The following is a 20733-nucleotide window of genomic DNA, read 5'->3' on the forward strand; positions in this document are numbered from 1 at the left end:
TTCTCGGCCCGCAAGCCCGCCATGCGGGAACCCTTTCCCACGGGCCGGCGCTTTCCCCTCGCATCGCCGGGCGTCTCGCCCCGGCCATGGACAAGGAGCCACGCATGCATCCCGAACAGATCCCGCAACTGCGCCTGAACGACGGCACCCGGATCCCGGCCATCGGCTTCGGCACCTACAAGATGAACGGCGCGCAAGGGGCCAAGGACATGGCCCAGGCCATCCGCAACGGCTATCGCCTGCTGGATTCCGCCTTCAACTATGAAAACGAAGGCGCGCTTGGCGAGGCGATCCGGCAATCGGGCGTCCCGCGCGATCAGTTGATCGTAACCTCGAAACTGCCGGGGCGGCACCAGCAATACGACGCCGCGCTGATCACCGTCGAGGAATCGCTTTATCGTGCGGGGCTGGATTATTACGATCTGTATCTTATCCATTGGCCGAACCCCGCGCGGGGACTTTACCCCGAAGCCTGGGCCGCGCTGGTCGAGGCGCGCAAGCGCGGGCTGATCCGCAGCATCGGGGTCTGCAACTTCCTGCCCGAGCATCTGGACCGGCTGATCGCCGAAAGCGGCGTGACCCCGGCGGTCAACCAGATCGAGCTGCATCCCTATTTCCCCCAGCCCGAGCAACTGGCCTATGACAAGGCCCATGGCATCGTGAGCCAAGGCTGGAGTCCCATCGGTCGCGGCAACAGCGTCTTGCAGGAACCCGTGATCGCCCAGATCGCCCAAAGGCTGGGCCGCAGCGTGGTGCAGGTCATCCTGCGCTGGCATGTGCAGATCGGCTCGCTGCCGATCCCCAAAGCGGCCTCGTCCCAGCGCCAGGTCGAGAACCTGTCGATCTTCGACTTCGAACTAAGTCCGCAGGACATGGCCGGAATCGCCACCCTGGCCCGTCCCGATGGCCGCAACAAGGACCAGGATCCGGCGATCTACGAAGAGTTCTGAAAAAGCGCGCGAGGTCAAGGCGGTGGAATGACCCGCCCGGCGCGGGGGCCACTCCCAAGGGTGGCCCGCCAGCCCAGATCCGCCAGCCCAGGTCCGCCAGGCTCGCCGCATCCGACCTTGTATCGGCCCGCATCCTGGCCGGGCAAAGCATATCCGCACCATCTGCCCGGCGGATCAGCGGCAGGAATAACAAAAGGATGCATGGGGCAGGCAAGCCGCCTTGCAGTCACCAGCCGGGGGACCACGCGCTGAACCTGCGGAACGCTTTCGGTTTTCGGACCGGCACTGTCACGGCTCGGGCATGGGCACAGCATGGGCATGGGCACGCGATACGGGGCCTTCAGACCTCGGGTGGTTTCACAAGAATGGCCCGGAAGTCGTTGACATTGGTTAATGTCGGCCCCGTCACGACCTGCGCGCCCAATCCGCCGAAAAAGCCATGCGCATCGTTGCGATCCAGTGCCTGCCGGGCGTCCAGCCCCGCCGTCCGGGCCTGGGCCAGGGTCTGCGGCCCGATCACCGCGCCCGCGACCTCGGCGGCGCCGTCGACCCCATCCGTGTCGCAGGCCAGCGCATGGATGCCCGGCGCGCCTTGCAAAGCCAGGGCCAGCGCCAGGCAGAACTCGGCATTCGGCCCGCCGATGCCGTCACCCCGCCGCGTCACGGTCAATTCGCCGCCCGAAAAGATCACCAGCGGCGCATCGCCCGGCCGCATTACCGCCTGCCGCCGCCGGGCCAGATCGGCCTGGGCGTGGGCGACCTCGCGCGCCTCGCCTTGCAGGTCGTCGCCCAGGATCTCGACCGCAAGGCCCAGGCCGCGCGCCAGGGCGGCGGCGGCGTCAAGCGATTGGCGGGGGGCGGCATAGATCACGTTTTCCACCCGAGACAGGCGCGGATCGCCGGGCGCCACCACGCCGCTGCCTTGCGCCAGCGCATCGCGGACCGCCTGGGGCACCTCGATCCGCCAATCTTGCAGCACCGCCAGCGCATCCTGCGGGGTCGAGCGATCCCCCACCGTGGGACCCGAGCCGATATAGGCCGGATCGTCCCCCGGCACGTCCGAGATCATCAGGCAAAGCATCCGCGCGGGCCAGACGGCGGCGGCAAGCTGGCCGCCCTTGACCCGGCTGATATGCTTGCGCACCGTGTTCATCCGGTCGATCGGCGCGCCCGAGGCCAGAAGCGCCGCATTCACCGCCTGCTTCTGATCCAGCGTCACCCCCGGCGCGGGGGCGCAAAGCAGGGCCGAGGCACCGCCCGAGATCAGCGCCAGCACGAAATCGTCAGGCCCCAAACCGCGCAGCAGGTCCAGCATCCGGCCCGTGGCATCGACCCCCGCCTGGTCCGGCACGGGATGGGCGGCGCTGGCGATGCGAATGCCCTGGGTGGGACGCTCATGGCCGTAGCGGGTGATGACAAGCCCCTCGCAAGGCCCCCAGGCGGCCTCGACCGCCTCGGCCATGCGGGCGCTGGCCTTGCCGGCGCCGATCACCAGAACCCGGCCCGCAGGGCGCGATGGCAGAAACCCGGCCAGCGAGCGCATCGGATCGGCGGCCTCGACCGCCCTGTCGAAAAGGCGGCGCAGCAAGGCGGGATCTTGGGACATGGGCTTCCTCCTGCGCATGATCTTGCGCAGCGGGAAGGGAAATGAAAAGGGGCGCGCCGCTTTCGCCGGCGCGCCCGTCAATTGTCAGCGCAGATCGAAGCGGTCGGCGTTCATAACCTTGGACCAGGCCTGGCCGAAATCCTGCACGAAACGGCCGGAAGCGTCGTCCTGGGCATAGATCTCGGCGATGGCGCGCAGTTGCGAGTTCGAGCCGATCACCAGATCCACGCGGCTCGCCGTCCATTTCGGCGCGCCGGTCTTGCGGTCGGTGCCGTCGAACAGCATCTGCTCGTCGGACTGCGCCTTCCACACCGTGTCCATGCTCAGCAGGTTGACGAAGAAATCATTCGTCAACTGGCCCGGACGGTCGGTAAAGACGCCATGCGCGCTGTGATCCCAATTCGCATCCAATGCGCGCAACCCGCCGACCAGCACCGTCATCTCGGGCGCGGTCAGGCCCAGAAGCTGGGCGCGGTCCACCAGCAGTTCCTCGGAGGGAACGTTGTATTTCTGGCGCTGATAGTTGCGGAACCCGTCTGCCAAAGGCTCCATCCAGTCGAAGCTTTCCACATCGGTCTGTTCTTGCGTGGCATCCACCCGGCCGGGATGGAAGGACAGCGCCAGATCCTGGCCGGCGGTTTTGGCCGCGGCCTCGACCGCGGCATCGCCCGCCAGCACGATCAGGTCGGCCAGCGAGACCTTCTTGACGCCCTGCGCATCGAATTCGGCCTTGATGCCTTCCAGCACGGACAGAACCTTCGCCAGTTGCTGGGGCTGGTTCGCCTCCCAATCCTTTTGCGGTGCAAGACGGATGCGGGCGCCATTCGCCCCGCCCCGGAAATCCGAGCTGCGGAAGGTCGAGGCCGAGGCCCAGGCCGTCGCCACCAGTTCAGCCCCGGTCAGGCCCGATGCCAGCACCTTGGCCTTCAGGCCGGCCACGTCGGCGGCGTCGATCAGCGGGTGATCGACCGGCGGCAGCGGATCTTGCCACAGCAGATCCTCGGCCGGAACCTCCGGGCCAAGGTAAAGCACCTTCGGTCCCATGTCGCGATGGGTCAGCTTGAACCAGGCCCGCGCGAAGGCATCGGCGAACTGGTCCGGGTTCTCCAGGAAACGGCGCGAAATCGGACCATAGATCGGGTCCATCCGCAGCGCCAGGTCCGAGGTCAGCATCGACGGCGCGATGCGCTTGGCCGGATCATGCGCGTCGGGCACCGTGCCCGCGCCGCCGTTATCCTTGGGCTTCCATTGCCAGGCGCCGGCCGGGGATTTCGTCAGTTCCCATTCGAAGCCGAAAAGGTTGGTGAAGAAAAGATGCGTCCATTCGGTCGGCTTTTGGGTCCAGACCACTTCCAGCCCCGAGGTGATCGCATCGCCGCCCATGCCGGTGCCATGGGAGCTGGCCCAGCCCATGCCCTGCTGCTCCAGCGTGCCGCCCTCGGGATCGGCGCCGACCAGCGCGGCATCGCCCGCGCCATGGGTCTTGCCGAAGGTGTGGCCCCCGGCGATCAGGGCGACGGTTTCCTCGTCGTTCATCGCCATGCGCTTGAAGGTCTCGCGGATGTCGCGGGCCGAGGCGAGCGGGTCGGGATTTCCATCCGGCCCCTCGGGGTTCACATAGATCAGGCCCATCTGCACGGCGGCAAGGGGGCTGGCCAGTTCGCGGTCGCCGGAATAGCGGCTATTGGGCTTGTCGCTGGTGGCGAGCCATTCGGTCTCGGAACCCCAATAGATGTCCTCCAGCGGTTCCCAGACATCGGGACGGCCGCCGGCGAAGCCGAAGGTCTTGAAGCCCATGGATTCCAGGGCCACGTTGCCGGTCAGGATCAGCAGGTCGGCCCAGGACAGGCTGTTGCCGTATTTCTGCTTGATCGGCCAAAGCAGGCGGCGTGCCTTGTCCAGGTTCGCGTTGTCCGGCCAACTGTTCAGCGGCGCGAAACGCTGCGCGCCTGCGCGCGCCCCGCCCCGGCCGTCGGCGGTGCGATAGGTGCCGGCGCTGTGCCAGGCCATGCGGATGAACAAGGGCCCGTAATGGCCCCAATCGGCCGGCCACCAATCCTTGCTGTCGGTCATCAGCGCACGCAGGTCGGCCTTCACGGCATCCAGATCCAACGTCTTGAACGCCTCGGCATAGTCGAAACCGGCGCCCAGCGGATTGGGCAGATCGCTGTTTTGGTGCAGGATCTTCAGATTCAACTGGCTCGGCCACCAATCCCGGTTCGAGCGCGCCGAGTGGCGGACACTGGGATTGCCGCCATGCATGACTGGGCAACCCCCAGATTTCACGTTATTACCGTCCATGAGGATCTCCTTGCTTGCGGCCCTAAATGCATCCGCCCCGGATGGGCGGCGATCCTTGGGTGACTCGCGTTTCGAAAGGAACTCTAGCTCCGGCCCATCATCATATTAAGCTGTAATTTGTGATCCACATCATAATTGCTTGTTATAGAGCATCGGCATCTCGGGTGCGGGGGATGGCCGGGGGCTGGAACAGCCCCAGGCCCTGAGCCTCGGCCGCCTTGTCACGGGTCGGGACCGACAGGACGCCGTTCGGCTCCAGCACCGCAAAGCGCATCTCGCAAATATCGGTCACGCTCTTGTCGCGCAGCTTCAGATACGGTTCCGGCACGCCGATGCCCTGGCCGGCCAGCTTGCGCCTGTCGATGCGGCCATCGGTGGCGACGGTGCGCAAAACAGATCTCGATCACGAAGCCCAGCTCCACATCGCCCATGAAGATGCGCCGCAAATCCTGCGACATCGCCTGCCCCGCGCCCCTTCCGGGCGCCAAGCGTAACGGCAAGATCACAAGGCAGTTCCGGGGCACCTTCCCAGCGGGCGCGATCCGCGCTAGGACTGGGCCATGCTAGTCGATCCGAATGCCCCGTTCTTCAATGCGCTTTGGGTGCGCATCCTGTGCGTCCTGGCCCCCCTGGCCTGGGCCGTGGTCGAAATCACAAGCGGCGCGCTTTTCTGGGCGATCATCTTCGCCGCCGCCGGCCTGTATCTGGGCTATGCGCTGTTCGTCCAGCGCGGACGCTAGGGCGCTTCGGTCGCGGCCTCGCGCGCCAGCAACTCGCGCTTGCGCGCCACGCCCCAGCGATAGCCCGAGATCGCCCCATCGCTGCGCACCACCCGATGGCAGGGGATCGCGACGGCAAGCGTATTGGCCGCGCAGGCCCCGGCCACGGCGCGATGGCCCTGAGGCGCGCCGATACGGGCTGCAAGCTGGGCATAGCTGACCGTCTCGCCCGCGGGGATCTGGCGCAACGCGGCCCAGACCCGTTCTTGAAAGGCGGTGCCGCGAATATCCAAGGGCAGGTCCAGCCCCGTTCCCGGCGCCTCGACAAAGCCCACGACCTGGGCGACCAGCGCCTCGAATTCGGGATCGCCGCCGATCAGTTCGGCCCTGGGAAAACGGTCCTGAAACTCGGCCAGAAGCGGCTCGGGCGCATCGCCCAGCGAGATGGCGCAGACCCCGCGCGGGCTGCATGCGACCAGGATCGCGCCAAGCGCGCATTGCCCCAGCGCGAAGCGGATCGGCAGGTCGGCGGCGCCCTTGCGGTATTCGCCGGGGCTCATGCCCAGGATCGCGGCCGATTGCTCATAAAACCGGCTGGCCGAGACGAAACCGGCATCGTAGATCGCCTGGGTCACGCTTTCGGCCTGTGCCAGCCCCGCCCGCAGCCGCCCGGCGCGATGGGCCTGGGCATAGGCATGGGGCGTCATCCCGGTCCGGGACTTGAACTGCCGGTGAAAATGATAGGGGCTAAGCCCGATGCGCCGCGCCAGATCGGCGGTCGAGGGCGGCGTCTCGGCCGCCTCGATCATGCGGCAGGCGGCCACGATCAGCGCGGCATTGGCCTGGGCCGGGGACTGGCCGCGCGGATGGCAGCGCAGGCAGGGGCGATAGCCCGCCGCCTCGGCCTGCTCGGGCAGGGCATAGAAGACCACGTTCCGGCGCTTGGCATGGCGCGATGGGCATGAGGGCCGGCAATAGACCCCCGTTGTCCGCACCGCATAGACGAAGCTGCCATCCGCCCCCTCGTCGCGGGTGACAACCGCCTGCCAGCGCGGATCCGCCCCGCTGCTTTGATCCTGATCCATCGTCATGGCATCGCACCCCCGGCCTGCTGATGGATATAGGCTTAGCGTCCCGCGCGCGGTTCCGCATCCGGCGGATTGCTGCCGAATTCGCACGCGGATCCACGCCGCCGGTCCCAAAGCGGGGACAGAACCGAACCCGCCGGGGGGAACTTGTTCCATTCCACGGGCTTGACCCTGGGCGGGGCCAAGGCAACGCGCCCGGGACCATGCGAAAAGAAAGGACCACATGGACGTGCAGGATATCGCCGCAACATTGGAAACGCTGGATCTGAGCCGCCACGCCTTCTTCTTCGACTTCGACGGCACCCTGGCCGAGTTCAGCGCCGATCCCGCCGACACGGTCCTGGACCCGCGCCTGGCCCATGACCTGCTGCGGCTAAGCGCCCGCACCGGCGGCGCGGTCGCGATCATCACCGGGCGCGGCCGCCACGAGATCATCGGGCGCGTGGGCGACGCCATTCCCGTGGCCGGCCTGCACGGCACCGATTTCCCCGATGGCGCGCGCCCCGATCCGGCCGACATCACCCGGCGCAAGGCCGCCGTGCGCCCGCTGCTGGCGGATCTGCAAGCCCTGGCCGATGCCCATCCGGGCGCGGTGCTGGAAGACAAGGGCCAGGGCCTTGCGCTGCATTGGCGCGCGGCGCCCGAAGCCGAAGCCCCGATGATCAAGGCCATCGCCCGCACACACGCCGCCCTTGGCCCGGACTGGCAGATCCAGCCGGGAAAATTCGTGGCCGAGCTTCGCCCCTCGGGCGGGAACAAGGGCACGGCCCTGCGCCGCTTCATGCGAATGCCGCCCTTCGCGGGACGCAGGCCGGTGGCCTTCGGCGACGACCTGAACGACACGCCCATGCTTTTCGCCGCGCGCGAGCTGGGCGGTATCGCCGTGGCCCTGGGCGAGCGCGAGATGCAGGCCGATCACCGCCTGTCCGGCCCGCGGGCGCTGGCGCAATGGCTGGAACGGAGGCTCGCATGAGCGCGGATCTGGAACTGGGCCTGATCGGCAATGCCTCGATGGCGGCGCTGGTCACGCGGACGGGGGATGTTGCCTGGATGTGCCTGCCGCGCTTTGACGGCGATCCGGTCTTTTGCAGCCTGCTGCAACCCAAGGCCGGGCCGGACGAAGGGCTTTGGTCGATCCGCTGCGACGCGATGCGCGAATGCCGCCAGCATTATCGCCGTAATACCGCCGTGCTTGAGACGGTCCAGGTCGACGGACACGGCAACAGCCTGCGCATCATCGACTTCATGCCCCGCTTTCACGACCGGGGCCGCATGTTCCGGGGCCGCGTCCTGGTCCGCATCGTCGAGCCCATCGAGGGCATGCCCCGCATCACCACGCGGCTACGCCCGCGCCATGGCTATGGCGAACACGCGGCGCAGGTGCATCGCGGCTCGAACCACCTGCGCTACATGCTGGGGGATCAGGTGCTGCGGCTGACGACCTCGGCCCCGATCGAATTCCTGCTGAACGAGACGCCTTTCCTGCTGGACCGGCCGCAGGTCTTTCTGCTGGGGCCGGACGAGCCCCTGACCGACGCGCCCCAGACCATCGCCGCCCGTTTCCTGGAGCGGACGCAGGACTATTGGTCGGACTGGGTGCGCGCCCTGTCCATCCCGCCCGACTACCAGGAGGCCGTGATCCGCGCCGCGATCACGCTGAAGCTTTGCGAATATGAGGAGACCGGCGGCATCGTCGCGGCGCTGACCACCTCGATCCCCGAATACCAGGCCACGGGGCGGAACTGGGATTACCGCTTCTGCTGGCTGCGCGACAGCTTCTTCACCGTCAAGGCGCTGAACAGCCTGGGCGTCACCAAGACGATGGAGGATTATCTGGACTATGTGCTGAATCTGGCGACCGGCTCGCCCGACGGCTACATGCAGCCCCTTTTCGGCCTGGGGCATGAGCGGGTTCTGCCCGAGGAAACCTGTCCGCACCTTGCGGGCTTCGGCGGCAACGGCCCGGTGCGTCGCGGCAACGCGGCCTATCGCCAGGTCCAGAACGACGGCTATGGCTCGGTCATCCTGGCCGTCAGCCAGTGCTTCTTCGACACCCGCCTGCCGCGCCTGGGCGGCGAGGATCTGTTCCGGCGGCTTGAAACCCTGGGCGAGCAGGCCGTCGCGCGCTGGAACACCCCCGATGCCGGGCTGTGGGAATTCCGCACCCGCGAAAGCATCCACACCCATTCCGCGCTGATGTGCTGGGGTGCCTGCGACCGGCTGGCCCGGATCGCACGGCACCTGACGCTGAACGACCGCGCCATCCATTGGGGCCGCGAGGCCGCCAAGATCCGCGAAGCCATCGAGACCTATGGCTGGAATGCGGATCTGGGTGCCTATGTCATGGCCTTCGGGGGCGACGATCTGGACGCAAGCCTGCTGCTGATGACCGAGATCGGCTTCACCACCGGCAGGGACCCGCGCTATGTCTCGACCGTGGCCGCCATCGAGCGCGAGCTGCGCCAGGGCCATCACCTCTTCCGCTACAAGGCCCCCGACGATTTCGGCACGCCCGAGACCGCCTTCACCGTCTGCACCTTCTGGCTGATCGACGCGCTTTGCCGGCTGGGCCGCCACGACGAGGCGCGCGAGATCTTCGTCTCGGTCCTGGCGCAGCGCAACGCGCTGGGGCTGCTTTCCGAGGATGTGCATGTCGAAACCCGCCAGCTTTGGGGCAATTTCCCGCAGACCTATTCCATGGTCGGGCTGATCAATGCGGCGACGAAGCTGTCGCGTCCCTGGGAGGATGTCGTATGAACCGCCTTGTCGTCGTCTCGAACCGCCTGCCCGCGCTTGGCAAGGGCGTCGCCGCCGGCGGCCTGGCCGTCGCGCTTGAGGCCGCGCTGAAATCGCGCGGCGGGGTCTGGCTGGGCTGGTCGGGTCAGCAGGTCGAGAAGCCCGATCCGACCCCGCGCCTGCACGAGCATCACGGCATCACCTATGCCGCCATCGACCTGACCCCCGCCGAGATCGCTGGCTATTACGAGGGGATATCGAACTCGGTCCTTTGGCCGCTCTGCCATTACCGCGCCGACCTGCTGGAATATACCCGACCGGCGATGGATCGCTACATGGCGGTGAACGACCGCTTCGCCGAAGCACTGATGGGGATCATCCGGCCCGAAGATGTCATCTGGGTGCATGACTATCACATGATCCCGCTGGCCCAGGCGCTGCGCGCGCGGGGCGTCCGAAACCGGATCGGCTATTTTCATCATATTCCCTGGCCCGCCCAGGACCTGCTCCGCGCGCTGCCGCAATCGCATCGCTTCCTGGCGGCGATGCTGGCCTATGACGTGGTGGGCTTGCAGACCGGCGCCGACGCCCGCAACCTGCGCGCCGCGCTGGATGCGGCGCGCGGCCGGCTTGAGGCGCTGGCCGAGCCGCGCGGCACCCGGATCGGAGCCTATCCTATCTCGATCGACACCGCGACCTTCGTGGCCCGCGCGCGGCGGGCGCAGGAACTGCCCCGGATCAAGGAGTTGCACAAGCGTTTCGGTCCGCGCGACATGGTGATCGGGGTGGACCGGCTGGACTATTCCAAGGGCCTGCCCGAACGGCTGCGCGCCATCGAGCATCTACTGGAACATCACGCCGGCCTGCACGGGCGCGTCAGCTTCCTACAGATCACCCCCGCCTCGCGCAGCGGGATCGAGGGTTACGCCCGCATCCAGCAAGAGGTGGCCGAGCGCGCGGGCCGCCTGAACGCCGGCTATGGCACGCTGGACTGGGTGCCCGTGCGCTATATCAACCGCGCCTTCAGCCATAGCCTGCTGTCGGGGCTTTACCGGCTGTCCAAGGTCGGACTGGTCACGCCGCTGCGCGACGGCATGAACCTGGTCGCCAAGGAATTCGTCGCCGCGCAAGACCCCGAGAACCCCGGCGTGCTGGTCCTGTCACAATTCGCCGGCGCGGCATACGAATTGACCGACGCGCTGATCGTGAACCCGCATGATGTCGAGGATGTCTCGAATGCGCTGGCCCGCGCGCTGACCATGCCGCTGGAGGAGCGCCGCGAGCGCCACGCCCGGATGATGGCGCGGCTGACCGCCTATCCGGTCACGGTCTGGGCCGAGGATTTCCTGAGCGACCTGACCGAGCCTGCCCGCCCGGCCGCCTAGTCCCGCGGCGGCTCGGCGCGGAACAGCACATACCAGCCCGCAACCGCCAGGCCGATGGCCAGGGCGAACCAGGTCAGCGCATAGCTGAGATGGCTGTTGCGAAAGCTTACCACGGTCAGCCCGCCCATGGGCAGCGCCGAAGCATCCGGCCCGGCATCGGCGTCGATGAAATAAGGCGCCGTCCCTGCCAGGCCCTGCCGCTGGGACAGCGCCTGAACGTCGCGGGAATACCACCGATCCGCCAGGGGATCGTTCTTGCGCAGGAAGGCGCCATGCGGCTGGCTTGCCCGCAGCAGGCCCGTGACCTGCTGCATCCCCTCGGGGCGCAGCCAGTCTTCGGGGGCGCGGCGTTCGCCGGGGATGAAGCCCCGGTTGATCCAGACGGTAAAGCCCTGATCGGCGGCCAGGGGGGTCATGACCCAAAAGCCCGCTCCCCGCTCGGTAACCGCCTGAACAAGCGTTTCCGCGGAATAGTCATAGCTCCCGCGCAGCGCCACCCGGCGATATTCGTCGGCCTGCTCGCTCAGCGCGGCCCAGTCGCCGGGACCGGGCGCGGCCACGGGCGGCGCGGACAGCCGCGCCTCGACTCGGGCGATCAGGTCGAGTTTCCATTGCAGCCGCTGGACCTGCCAGATCCCCAGCCCGCAAAACAGAACGACGCCCGCCAGTGCGGCGAGCGCCATCAGGTTGCGGGCCAGGCGCGACCTTCGCGTCGCGCCTGCCGTCACTGAAGAACCTGCAATTCGTGATTCATCTGCGGCATCATGTTGGTGGTCATGTGGAACATGACCCAAAGCGAGCCGGCCAGGACGATGATCACGATCACCGCAGTGAAGACGGTCGAGATCAGGGTCCAGCCCTCTTCCTGGCTGCTGGTCATGTGCAGGAAAAAGATCATATGCACCAGCACCTGCACCACGGCGCAGATCATCACGACGGCGATGGTCAGGCCCCGGCTCTCGAACCCGCCGGCCATGACCAGCCAGAAGGGAATGATGGTCAGGATCGCGGCCAGGACGAAGCCGGTGACATAGGATTTCACGCTGCCATGGTCATGGTGGTCGTGATGATGGGCATCATGGCCATGGTGATGTTCATGCGCCATCAGATCATCTCCAGCAGATAGACGATCGAGAAGACCCCGATCCAGATCAGGTCAAGGAAGTGCCAGAACAGGCTGAGACAGCCCAGCCGCCGCAGGTTCGCCCCGGTCAGGCCGAACTTGCGGATCTGCACCGCCAGTGTCACCAGCCAGATCGAACCGAAGGCGACGTGCAGCCCGTGCGTGCCGACCAGCGCGAAGAACGAGGACAGGAAGGCCGAACGCTGCGGCCCCGCGCCCTCGTGGATCAGGTGGGCGAACTCGTAAAGCTCGATCGACAGGAAGCACAGGCCGAAGAACAGCGTCACCGCCAGCCAGCGCAGCGCGCCGGTCTTGTCCTGGGCATGTGCCCGCAGCATCGCGAAGCCGAAGGTGATCGAGGACAGAAGCAGCATGGCCGTGTTCAGCGCCACCAGCTCCAGGTCGAACAGGTCCTTCGGCCCCGGCCCGGCGGCCAGGTTGCCATGCAGCACGCCGAATGCCGCGAAAAGCACCGCGAACATCAGGCAGTCGCTCATCAGATAGACCCAGAAGCCGATATTGGTCGACGCGCCGTCCGGGTGGTGATGCGGCTCGGTTTCCCAATACGCCTCGGGGCTGTGCAGTTTGGTCACGCTCATTGCTTCAGACTCCCTGGGCCAGTTGGCGGTCGCGCAGTTCCTCGGTCTCGCGGACCTCCTCGGCTGGGACGTAATAATCGCGGTTGTAGTTGAAGGTATGATAGATCGCGAAGCCGACCAGCGCCGCGAAGGACAGCACCGCGAGCCACCAGATATACCAGATCATCGCCATGCCGAAGACGGTCGAGAGCCCCGCCAGGATCACCCCGCTGCCGGTGTAATGCGGCATATGGATCGGGATATAGGACGCCTGGGGACGCGTCGCGCCCACGGCCTTCATGTCCCACCACGCATCCAGGCCATGGATCACCGGGGTAAAGGCGAAGTTGTAATAGGGCGGCGGCGAAGAGGTCGCCCATTCCAGCGAGCGCCCGTTCCAGGGATCACCCGTCACATCGCGATAGGCCGGGTCGTTGCGCTTCCAGATCGAGATGCCGAACTGGACGAACATCGCGCCGATGCCGCAGGCGATCAGGAAGGCACCGAAGCCCGCGATGATGAACCAGATCTGAAGGCTGGGATCGTCGAAGACGCGCATCCGGCGGGTCACGCCCATCAGGCCCAGGATATAAAGCGGCATGAAGGCGAACCAGAAGCCGATGACCCAGAACCAGAAGCTGACCTTGCCCCAGAAGACGTTCAGCTTGAAGCCGAAAGCCTTGGGCCACCAGAAGTTGATCGCCGCGAACAGGCCGAACAGCACGCCGCCGATGATCACGTTGTGGAAATGCGCGATCAGGAACAGCGAATTGTGCAGCACGAAATCCGCCGGCGGCACGGCCAGAAGCACGCCCGTCAGACCGCCGATCACGAAGGTCAGCATGAACGCCACGGTCCACATCATCGGCAGTTCGAAGCGGATGCGGCCATGATACATGGTGAACAGCCAGTTGAAGATCTTGGCCCCGGTCGGGATCGAGATGATCATCGTGGTGATCCCGAAGAACGAGTTCACCGAGGCGCCCGAGCCCATCGTGAAGAAGTGGTGCAGCCAGACCAGATAGCTCAGCACCGTGATGCAGACCGTCGCATAGACCATCGAGGTATAGCCGAACAGGCGCTTGCCCGCGAAGGTCGCGGTGACCTCGGAATAGACCCCGAACAGCGGCAGGATCAGGATGTAAACCTCGGGGTGGCCCCAGATCCAGATGAGGTTGACATACATCATCGGGTTCCCACCAAGGTCATTGGTGAAGAAATTGGTGCCGACATAGCGATCCAGCGTCAGCAGGATCAGCGTCATGGTCAGGATCGGGAAGGTCGCGACGATCAGGATGTTGGTGCAGAACGAGGTCCAGGTAAAGACCGGCATCTTCATCAGGGTCATGCCGGGCGCGCGCATCTTCAGGATGGTGACCATCAGGTTGATACCCGAAAGCGTCGTTCCGACACCCGCGACCTGAAGGCCCCAGATATAATAGTCCACCCCGACCCAGGGGCTGGAATGGATGCCCGACAGCGGCGGGAAGGCCAGCCAGCCGGTCTGCGCGAACTCGCCCACGAACAGCGAGGCCATGGTGATCACCGCGCCGCCCACCGTCATCCAGAACGAGAAGTTGTTCAGGAACGGAAAGGACACGTCCCGCGCGCCGATCTGCAAGGGCACGAGATAGTTCATCAGCCCGGTGACGAAGGGCATCGCCACGAAGAAGATCATGATGACGCCATGCGCCGTGAAGATCTGGTCATAGTGATGGGCGTTCAGATAGCCCTCGGAGCCGTTGAAGGCCCAGGCCTGCTGGATCCGCATCATCACCGCGTCGGCAAAGCCGCGCACGAACATGATCAGGCCCAGGATCATATACATGATCCCGATCTTCTTGTGGTCGACCGAAGTGAACCACTCATGCCAGAGATAGCCCCAGAGCTTGAATTTCGTCAGCACCGCCAGAAGCGCCGCGCCGCCGATGGCGACGACGACGAAGGTGGCAAGGACGATCGGCTCCTTGGGGATGGCGTCCCAGTTCAGGCGCCCGAAAAGGAAGGTCGTTTCGACATTGGTAGGAATAGCCATTCCGGACTCCGGCTCAGAGTTGGGGCTCGACGGCGTTGTCTCGCCGCGCGTCCTGGATGGTCCGAGGCATGTCCATGATGCCAAGGCGGTTCTGGGGGCGGGGCAGCGACAGGCCGCGCATGGGCGCCTGGTCGATACGGGTCACGGGGTCGTTCGTGCGAAGATCGGCGAACATCCTGGCCGAATCCTCGGGGGTGCAGAAGCCCGTCACCATGAAGGGCTCGACGCCCAGGACAGGCCGGACAGAGCCGCGGCGGATCTCGGTGTCGCGGGTCAGTTGCGCCATGTTGACGGTCCCGGCCATGCCGGTGCCGCCGCGCGCGTCAAGCGCCATCATCTCGGCCATGCAGATCTTGCCCTGTTCGACGCACATGTTCACGGCGCGGTCGAACAGTTCGGGATCGACCTGGGCGAAGGTCTGGGGCTTGGCATTCTCGCTGGGAACCTCAAGTTCCAGGTATTTGGCCCGATCCAGCACACCGCCATTGGCGCGGGCCTGATCGACATAGGCGTCGAAGCTGTCGCGGTCCACGGCATGGGTCTTGAAGCGCATCCCCGAGAAGCCATGCCCCGAATAATGCGAGGCCAGGCCCTGGTATTCGCCCGCGTTGTTGAACACGCCGTGCAGCTTGGTCTCCATGCCGGGCATGGCGTAGATCATGCCGGCCATGGCGGGGATGTAGAAGGCGTTCATCACCGTCGAGGAGGTCAGCGAGAACTCGATCTCGCGGTTGGTCGGCACGGCCAGTTCGTTCACCGTGGCGATGCCCTGCTCGGGATAGATGAACAGCCATTTCCAATCCAGCGCGACCACCTCGACCCGCAGCGGCTCTTCGTCCGGGACGGGCTGGCTGGCCGACAGGCGGTCAAGCGGGCGATAGGGATCCAGAAGATGCGTGCCAACCCAGGTCAGCGCGCCAAGGCAGATGATGATCAAAAGCGGCGCCGCCCAGATCACCAGTTCGAACTTGGTCGAATGGTCCCAGTCGGGCCGGTAGGTGGCCTGGCGGTTCGAGGCGCGGTAGCGCCAGGCGAACAGCACCGTCAGCACCATCACCGGGATGATGATCAGCAGCATCAGGCCGGTCGAGACCAGCAGCAGATCCTTCTGACGCTCGGCGACATCGCCGGAGGGGCGAAGCACCTCCATCTTGCAGCCGGCCAGGGCCAGGAAACCAAAGAGCGACATGGCAGGCCACATCGGGCGGGCGAGTATACGCATGAGAGTGTAACCTCTCCTGATGAAGGACGGCGGGATTCGGATTTATCCTTAACTAGGTAAATCAAGAATGGACAGACATAGGACAATTTGCCACATCATTATTTGCTTGCATCCCGAGTTCGTCCTTGGGATTTGACGGGCAAGTCACAGTTTGCACATTCCACCCCTCGCCGCCGGGTGCTCCCAACGAGGTCAGCCAGACATGAGCGCAGCAACTCCTTCCTCCTCCGACCTGCCGGACGAAGCGGCCGAGCTTCACGTCTCGCCCTCCGACATCGCGGTCGGCGTCATCATCGGCCGGTCGTCGGAATTCTTCGACTTCTTCGTATTCGCGATCGCCTCGGTGATCGTGTTCCCGGCACGCTATTTCTCGTTCACCGATCCGCTGACCGCCACGCTGTGGTCGTTCACGGTCTTTGCCCTGGCCTTCCTGGCGCGCCCGCTGGGCACCGCCCTTTTCACGGTCATCGACCGGCGACGCGGCAAGGGCATGAAGCTGACGCTGGCGCTGCTGCTCCTGGGCACCTCGACCGTGGGCATGGGGCTGATCCCCTCATACGAGGATATCGGCGCGGCCTCGATCTGGGCGCTTTGCCTGCTGCGAATCGGCCAGGGGCTGGCGCTTGGCGGCACCTGGGACGGGCTGCCCTCGCTGCTGAACATGAATGCGCCCAAGGGAAAGCGCGGCTTTTACGCCATGATCCCGCAGCTTAGCGCACCCATCGGCCTGGGCGTGGCCAGCCTGCTTTTCGCCTATCTGCTGATGAACATGTCGCAGGCGGATTTCCTGGACTGGGGCTGGCGCTATCCGTTCTTCGTGGCCTTCGCGATCAACGTCGTGGCGCTGTTCGCGCGGCTGCGCATCGTGGTGACGCCAGAATATACCGAGGCATTCCAGTCGCTTCAGCTTAAGCCTTCAAGCTTTCGCGCGGCCTTTTCGCAAGATGGCTACACCATCCTTGTCGGCGCCTTCGTGCCGCTGGCGAGCCTGGCGCTGTTTCACATGGTGACGGTGTTCCCGCTGTCCTGGGTCTATCTTTATACCAACGAGAACCCCGCCGGCTTCCTGATCATCGAGGCCATCGCGGCGGGCTGGGGCTTTCTTGCCATCATCGCCTCGGGCATCCTCGCGGATCGCATGGGCCACCAGAAACTGCTGTTCCGGGGCGCCATCGCCATCGCCGTCTTCGCGCTGATCGCGCCGCTGCTGCTGTCGGGCAACAAGCTGGGCGAAGCCGTCTACATGACCGTGGGCGCCATCGTGCTGGGCATCAGCTTTGGGCAAAGCTCGGGCGCGGTCGCCTCGCTTTTCGCGCCGCAGCGCCGCTATACGGGTTCCGCCGTGGTGACGGATCTGGCCTGGCTTTTCGGCGCGGGCTTCGCGCCCCTGGCGGCGCTGGGTCTGTCCGCCTGGCTGGGCCTGCCCGCCGCCGGTCTTTACCTGCTCTCCGGCTCGCTCTGCACCGTCGCCGCGCTGTGGTTCGCCCGCCGGCTGGAATTCAGCGCCCACTGATCCGCCCCATCGAATCGCAAGAGAATCAGCGCCCTGGCCCAGGCTTGGGCGTTTTTTCATGGCGGGCGCCGTCAGGGGGCGGATTTCGTTCCCCCGCGCCCCCTCAGCATGGAACGGAATCACCGGGATCAGGCATCCAGGCGTAAGGCTATGCTTATTTTCGCGGCACCCTTAAGTTCGCCGCGCAGGCTGGCTAGAATCTAGGCTTCCCGATACCTGCCGGAGAAGCGTCATGGCGCCAGTGCTGATCAACCTGTTCCTCTTTGTCCTGCTGCTGTTCGCGCTGTTCCGGCTGCAAGGCTCCGACCTGTCGCTGTCGGCGCGGGTCTTTGCCGGCCTGATCCTGGGCACGCTGTTCGGCATCGCCCTGCAAATGGTCTACGGCAACCAGTCCGAGGCGCTGAAGACCACGATCAACTGGACCAATATCGTCGGCAACGGCTATGTGCAGCTTTTGCAGATGATCGTCATGCCGCTGGTCTTCGTGGCGATCCTGAACGCGGTGGCGAAACTGCATGACGCCTCGGCGCTCGGCAAGATCTCGGTGCTGACGCTGGGCACGCTGCTTTTGACCACGGCCATCGCGGCGCTGGTCGGCGTCGCCATGTCGCTGGCCTTCGGGCTGACCGCCGAGGGTCTGGCCCAGGGCGCGGCCGAAACCGCCCGCCTGGGCGCGATCGAGGCGAATTACGCCCCCAAGGTCGCCGATCTCAGCGTGCCGCAACTGATCCTGTCCTTCATCCCGAAAAACCCCTTCGCCGACCTGACCGGGGCGAACCCCACCTCGATCATCGCGGTGGTGGTCTTCGCGGCCTTCCTGGGCGTGGCGGCCATCCGCCTGGTCAAGCGCGACACCGCCAAGGGCCAGGCGCTGCTGTCGCTGATCGACCTGCTGCAAAGCTGGATCGCGCAGCTTGTGCGGCTGATCATGGCGCTGACCCCCTTCGGGGTCATGGCGCTGATGGCCAAGGTCGCGGCGACCTCGAACGCGGCCGACATCCTGAACCTGGGGAAATTCGTCGTGGCCTCGTATATCGGCCTGGCAATCATGTTCGCGGTCCATGCGGTGCTGCTGGCGCTGACCGGGGTCAATCCGCTGGCCTTCTTCCGCAAGGCCCTGCCCGCGCTCAGCTTCGCCTTCTCCAGCCGCTCCAGCGCGGCGACGATTCCGCTGAACGTGGAAACGCAGACCCGCCGCCTGGGCGTGCCGCAGACCATCGCCAGCTTCTCGGCCAGCTTCGGGGCGACCATCGGGCAGAACGGCTGCGCCGGGCTTTACCCGGCCATGCTGGCTGTGATGGTCGCGCCGACCGTGGGGATCGACCCGCTGGATCCGGCCTGGATCGCGACGCTGGTGGCCATCGTCACGCTGTCCTCGGCGGGCGTCGCCGGGGTTGGCGGCGGCGCCACCATGGCCGCGCTGATCGTGCTGCCCGCGTTGGGCCTGCCGGTCACGCTGGTCGCGCTGCTCATCTCGGTCGAGCCGCTGATCGACATGGGCCGGACGGCGCTGAACGTCTCGGGCTCGATGACGGCGGGAACGGTCACATCGCAGCTTCTGGGCCAGACCGACCGCAAGGTTCTGGCCAGCCGCGACGATGGCGAGTTGCAAAGCGCCTGAACCGCGACCGGACCGGCCCGCCGCGGGGGGCCGGTTCGCCATGGCCCCGGCGGATTTCAGTTTTCTCAAACCCCGCCGTCGGGTTAACTGGCATGGAACGCCCAGCCAGGAGTCCACGATGCTCGACAGCCACCCACCCGGCAGCCCCACCATCCGCACCATCGCCATGCCCGCCGACACCAACCCCGCCGGGGACATCTTCGGCGGCTGGCTGATGAGCCAGATGGACCTTGCCGCCGGCTCGGTCGCGGCGCTGACCGCACGCGGCCGCAGCGCCACCATCGCGGTCGAGGGGATGAAGTTCCACCGCCCCGTGAAGGTCGGCGACGAGGTTTCCCTTTACGCCGAGATCGTGAAGCTGGGGCGCACCTCGATGCAGATCCATGTCGAGGCATGGCGGCGCGAGCGTCATCGCGACGACAGCCAGCAGGTGACCGAAGCCACCTTCACCTTCGTCGCGCTGGACGAAAACGGCGCCGCCCGCCCGATCAGCCGGCCCTGACCGGGCGCCATGCGGCGGGTCAGCCCCGCCGCAACTGGTCCAGCAGCGCCGCCGTAGGCTCTCCGGTCACGGGCAGACCGCGCGACTGCTGATAGGCACGGATCGCGTTCGTGGTGTTCGAGCCGACATTGCCATCGACGCCCTGCGTATCGAAGCCGCGCGCGGTCAGCAGTTCCTGCATCTGCTTGCGCTGCTCGATCCGCAGGCCGGGATGGCTGGCGGGCCAGGGATTGGCCAGCCCCGGATAGCCCTTCAGCCGGTCGGCCAGATGCGAGACGGCCAGCGCATAGCTGTCGGCATTGTTGTAACGCAGGATCGCGTGGAAATTGCGGGTGATCAGGAAGGCCGCGCCATCCGCGCCCCCCGGCACCAGCAATTCGGTCGAGGTGCCCGCAGGCGGCAGCGGCCGCGAGGTCGCCTGACGCACCCCCATCCCCTGCCACTCCGAGACCGCGCGCCGCTTGCCCTTGCCCGCCAGCCCGGTGTTGAAGCCCGGCGGCAGAGTCACTTCGACCGCCGCCGGCAGGCCGCGCTGCCAGCCCGACTTCGCCAGGTAATTCGCCGTCGAGGCAAGCGAATCGCTGGGATCGTTCGACCAGATGTCACGCCGACCGTCGCCGGTGAAGTCGGCGGCATAGGCCAGGTAGGTCGTGGGGATGAACTGGGTATGCCCCATCGCACCCGCCCAGCTTCCGGTCATATGCGCCGGGTCGATGTCGCCCGCCTGCAAGATCTTCAATGCCGCGATCAGCTGGCTGCGGAAGAAATCGCCGCGATACCCTTCATAGGACAGGGTGGACAGCGCCTCGATCAGCGGCAGGTCGCCGCGCCGCTCGCCATAGGTGGATTCCATGCCCCAGACGGCGGTGACGACTTCCTTGTCCACGCCGTAAGCCGCTTCGACGCGGCTCAGCACGCCGCCATATTGCGCAAGCGCCGCGCGGCCATTGGTCTGGCGTTTCTCCGAGACCGCGTTTTCCAGATATTCCCAAAGCGATTTCTTGAACTCGGCCTGGTTCTGGCTGCGCCGGACCACTTCGGGGTTATAGACCACATCGCGGAAGGCGAAGCTTAGCGTCTGCTCGCCGATGCCCTGGGCGCGGGCCTGGGACTTGAAGCTTTCGATCCAGTTGTTCAGCCCCGCGACCTTGGCGGGGGGCGGGTTCTGGTTGCGGCCCCATTTGATCTCTTGGCTGGCGGGGGCGACGCCGCCCGGACGCGGCGCGTAGCTGCCGACCCCGCAAGAAGCCAAGGCCAGCACCAGGGCCCCGAGGCCCGCCGATTGCCTGAATGAAATGCGCATGCTGCTTCCTCTTTTCGCACCAGCCTAGCGTGTAGCAGCCGGGGCCGAAAC

Annotated in this window: 18 protein-coding genes; 8 read left to right on the forward strand and 10 right to left on the reverse strand. The window is 66.1% G+C overall.

Annotated elements, in window-relative coordinates; all coding sequences use genetic code 11:
* The first annotated feature begins 104 nt into the window (after positions 1–104).
* A complete protein-coding gene (locus QM682_RS03780) occupies positions 105–950 on the forward strand; it encodes an aldo/keto reductase (protein ID WP_415127251.1) in 846 nt (281 codons plus the stop codon).
* A gap of 340 nt (positions 951–1290) precedes the next feature.
* Here the strand turns inward: QM682_RS03780 and QM682_RS03785 are convergent, their stop codons facing one another.
* The 3 genes from QM682_RS03785 to QM682_RS03795 form a co-directional block, all read right to left on the reverse strand.
* Positions 1291–2556, reverse strand: coding sequence for a glycerate kinase type-2 family protein (locus tag QM682_RS03785; protein ID WP_415127253.1), 1266 nt, complete (start codon positions 2554–2556; stop codon positions 1291–1293).
* A gap of 84 nt (positions 2557–2640) precedes the next feature.
* Entirely contained in the window at positions 2641–4857 is a 2217-nt protein-coding gene (gene katG / locus QM682_RS03790) for a catalase/peroxidase HPI (RefSeq protein ID WP_415127255.1), read from the reverse strand.
* Between the two features lie 142 nt (positions 4858–4999).
* On the reverse strand, positions 5000–5248 hold the full coding sequence (locus tag QM682_RS03795) for a YetF domain-containing protein (protein WP_415127257.1): 249 nt from the start codon (positions 5246–5248) through the stop codon (positions 5000–5002).
* Between the two features lie 169 nt (positions 5249–5417).
* Between QM682_RS03795 and QM682_RS03800 the strand changes: the two genes are divergently transcribed.
* Complete coding sequence (locus QM682_RS03800; RefSeq protein WP_415127259.1) at positions 5418–5597, forward strand: hypothetical protein; 180 nt, start codon at positions 5418–5420, stop codon at positions 5595–5597.
* Here QM682_RS03800 and ada read toward each other — a convergent pair.
* The gene (gene ada, locus QM682_RS03805) at positions 5594–6667 is read right to left on the reverse strand and encodes a bifunctional DNA-binding transcriptional regulator/O6-methylguanine-DNA methyltransferase Ada (RefSeq protein WP_415127261.1); all 1074 of its coding nucleotides are present in this window, start codon (positions 6665–6667) and stop codon (positions 5594–5596) included. The genes QM682_RS03800 and ada overlap by 4 nt on opposite strands.
* 220 nt (positions 6668–6887) lie before the next feature.
* Between ada and otsB the strand changes: the two genes are divergently transcribed.
* From otsB to QM682_RS03820, 3 genes are read left to right on the forward strand one after another with little or no spacing between them, the layout of a single operon-like run.
* Positions 6888–7637 (forward strand): trehalose-phosphatase, encoded by a 750-nt coding sequence (gene otsB, locus QM682_RS03810; protein WP_415127263.1) that lies wholly within the window; start codon positions 6888–6890, stop codon positions 7635–7637.
* Positions 7634–9421 carry a glycoside hydrolase family 15 protein gene (locus tag QM682_RS03815; RefSeq protein ID WP_415127265.1) on the forward strand — a complete coding sequence of 596 codons (1788 nt, stop codon included), beginning with the start codon at positions 7634–7636 and terminating at the stop codon, positions 9419–9421. The genes otsB and QM682_RS03815 overlap by 4 nt, the downstream gene beginning before the upstream one ends.
* Positions 9418–10785 carry an alpha,alpha-trehalose-phosphate synthase (UDP-forming) gene (locus QM682_RS03820; RefSeq protein ID WP_415127267.1) on the forward strand — a complete coding sequence of 456 codons (1368 nt, stop codon included), beginning with the start codon at positions 9418–9420 and terminating at the stop codon, positions 10783–10785. The genes QM682_RS03815 and QM682_RS03820 overlap by 4 nt, the downstream gene beginning before the upstream one ends.
* On the opposite strand, the gene QM682_RS03825 is transcribed toward QM682_RS03820, so the two are convergent.
* Genes QM682_RS03825 through cyoA form a run of 5 tightly spaced genes read right to left on the reverse strand, consistent with a single transcriptional unit; the run spans position 10782 to position 15743 of the window.
* On the reverse strand, positions 10782–11513 hold the full coding sequence (locus QM682_RS03825; RefSeq protein ID WP_415127269.1) for an SURF1 family protein: 732 nt from the start codon (positions 11511–11513) through the stop codon (positions 10782–10784). The two genes, QM682_RS03820 and QM682_RS03825, sit on opposite strands and share 4 nt — an antisense overlap.
* Positions 11510–11890 carry a cytochrome o ubiquinol oxidase subunit IV gene (gene cyoD / locus QM682_RS03830; RefSeq protein ID WP_415127271.1) on the reverse strand — a complete coding sequence of 127 codons (381 nt, stop codon included), beginning with the start codon at positions 11888–11890 and terminating at the stop codon, positions 11510–11512. Before cyoD ends, QM682_RS03825 begins: the two co-directional genes overlap by 4 nt.
* Positions 11890–12507 (reverse strand): cytochrome o ubiquinol oxidase subunit III, encoded by a 618-nt coding sequence (gene cyoC, locus QM682_RS03835; RefSeq protein ID WP_415127273.1) that lies wholly within the window; start codon positions 12505–12507, stop codon positions 11890–11892. The genes cyoD and cyoC overlap by 1 nt, the downstream gene beginning before the upstream one ends.
* Positions 12508–12511: 4 nt before the next feature.
* Entirely contained in the window at positions 12512–14521 is a 2010-nt protein-coding gene (gene cyoB / locus QM682_RS03840; RefSeq protein ID WP_415127275.1) for a cytochrome o ubiquinol oxidase subunit I, read from the reverse strand.
* Between the two features lie 13 nt (positions 14522–14534).
* The gene (gene cyoA, locus QM682_RS03845; protein ID WP_415127277.1) at positions 14535–15743 is read right to left on the reverse strand and encodes a ubiquinol oxidase subunit II; all 1209 of its coding nucleotides are present in this window, start codon (positions 15741–15743) and stop codon (positions 14535–14537) included.
* 202 nt (positions 15744–15945) lie between these two features.
* Between cyoA and QM682_RS03850 the strand changes: the two genes are divergently transcribed.
* From QM682_RS03850 to QM682_RS03860, 3 genes are all read left to right on the forward strand, one after another.
* Positions 15946–17256 carry an MFS transporter gene (locus tag QM682_RS03850; protein WP_415127279.1) on the forward strand — a complete coding sequence of 437 codons (1311 nt, stop codon included), beginning with the start codon at positions 15946–15948 and terminating at the stop codon, positions 17254–17256.
* Between the two features lie 232 nt (positions 17257–17488).
* Positions 17489–18877: an L-cystine transporter gene (locus QM682_RS03855; protein ID WP_415127281.1), complete on the forward strand. Its 1389-nt coding sequence runs from the start codon at positions 17489–17491 to the stop codon at positions 18875–18877.
* Between the two features lie 118 nt (positions 18878–18995).
* Positions 18996–19379 carry an acyl-CoA thioesterase gene (locus QM682_RS03860; RefSeq protein WP_415127283.1) on the forward strand — a complete coding sequence of 128 codons (384 nt, stop codon included), beginning with the start codon at positions 18996–18998 and terminating at the stop codon, positions 19377–19379.
* A 19-nt stretch (positions 19380–19398) separates the two neighbouring features.
* Here the strand turns inward: QM682_RS03860 and QM682_RS03865 are convergent, their stop codons facing one another.
* The gene (locus QM682_RS03865; RefSeq protein WP_415127285.1) at positions 19399–20682 is read right to left on the reverse strand and encodes a lytic murein transglycosylase; all 1284 of its coding nucleotides are present in this window, start codon (positions 20680–20682) and stop codon (positions 19399–19401) included.
* Positions 20683–20733: the final 51 nt, after the last annotated feature.

Origin of the sequence: Paracoccus sp. (in: a-proteobacteria) (genome assembly GCF_047605025.1) — a bacterium.
Taxonomy (GTDB): Bacteria; Pseudomonadota; Alphaproteobacteria; order Rhodobacterales; family Rhodobacteraceae; genus Paracoccus.

What these genes read in the sequence shown, in the direction of transcription:
- QM682_RS03860 (WP_415127283.1), top strand. Translation starts at nt 18,996, where the DNA reads ATGCTCGACAGCCACCCACCCGGCAGCCCCACCATCCGCACCATCGCC.
- cyoA (WP_415127277.1), bottom strand. Translation starts at nt 15,743, where the DNA reads ATGCGTATACTCGCCCGCCCGATGTGGCCTGCCATGTCGCTCTTTGGT.
- QM682_RS03850 (WP_415127279.1), top strand. Translation starts at nt 15,946, where the DNA reads ATGAGCGCAGCAACTCCTTCCTCCTCCGACCTGCCGGACGAAGCGGCC.
- otsB (WP_415127263.1), top strand. Translation starts at nt 6,888, where the DNA reads ATGGACGTGCAGGATATCGCCGCAACATTGGAAACGCTGGATCTGAGC.
- QM682_RS03820 (WP_415127267.1), top strand. Translation starts at nt 9,418, where the DNA reads ATGAACCGCCTTGTCGTCGTCTCGAACCGCCTGCCCGCGCTTGGCAAG.
- cyoB (WP_415127275.1), bottom strand. Translation starts at nt 14,521, where the DNA reads ATGGCTATTCCTACCAATGTCGAAACGACCTTCCTTTTCGGGCGCCTG.
- ada (WP_415127261.1), bottom strand. Translation starts at nt 6,667, where the DNA reads ATGACGATGGATCAGGATCAAAGCAGCGGGGCGGATCCGCGCTGGCAG.
- katG (WP_415127255.1), bottom strand. Translation starts at nt 4,857, where the DNA reads ATGGACGGTAATAACGTGAAATCTGGGGGTTGCCCAGTCATGCATGGC.
- QM682_RS03780 (WP_415127251.1), top strand. Translation starts at nt 105, where the DNA reads ATGCATCCCGAACAGATCCCGCAACTGCGCCTGAACGACGGCACCCGG.
- QM682_RS03855 (WP_415127281.1), top strand. Translation starts at nt 17,489, where the DNA reads ATGGCGCCAGTGCTGATCAACCTGTTCCTCTTTGTCCTGCTGCTGTTC.
- QM682_RS03815 (WP_415127265.1), top strand. Translation starts at nt 7,634, where the DNA reads ATGAGCGCGGATCTGGAACTGGGCCTGATCGGCAATGCCTCGATGGCG.
- cyoC (WP_415127273.1), bottom strand. Translation starts at nt 12,507, where the DNA reads ATGAGCGTGACCAAACTGCACAGCCCCGAGGCGTATTGGGAAACCGAG.
- QM682_RS03865 (WP_415127285.1), bottom strand. Translation starts at nt 20,682, where the DNA reads ATGCGCATTTCATTCAGGCAATCGGCGGGCCTCGGGGCCCTGGTGCTG.
- cyoD (WP_415127271.1), bottom strand. Translation starts at nt 11,890, where the DNA reads ATGGCGCATGAACATCACCATGGCCATGATGCCCATCATCACGACCAC.
- QM682_RS03800 (WP_415127259.1), top strand. Translation starts at nt 5,418, where the DNA reads ATGCTAGTCGATCCGAATGCCCCGTTCTTCAATGCGCTTTGGGTGCGC.
- QM682_RS03785 (WP_415127253.1), bottom strand. Translation starts at nt 2,556, where the DNA reads ATGTCCCAAGATCCCGCCTTGCTGCGCCGCCTTTTCGACAGGGCGGTC.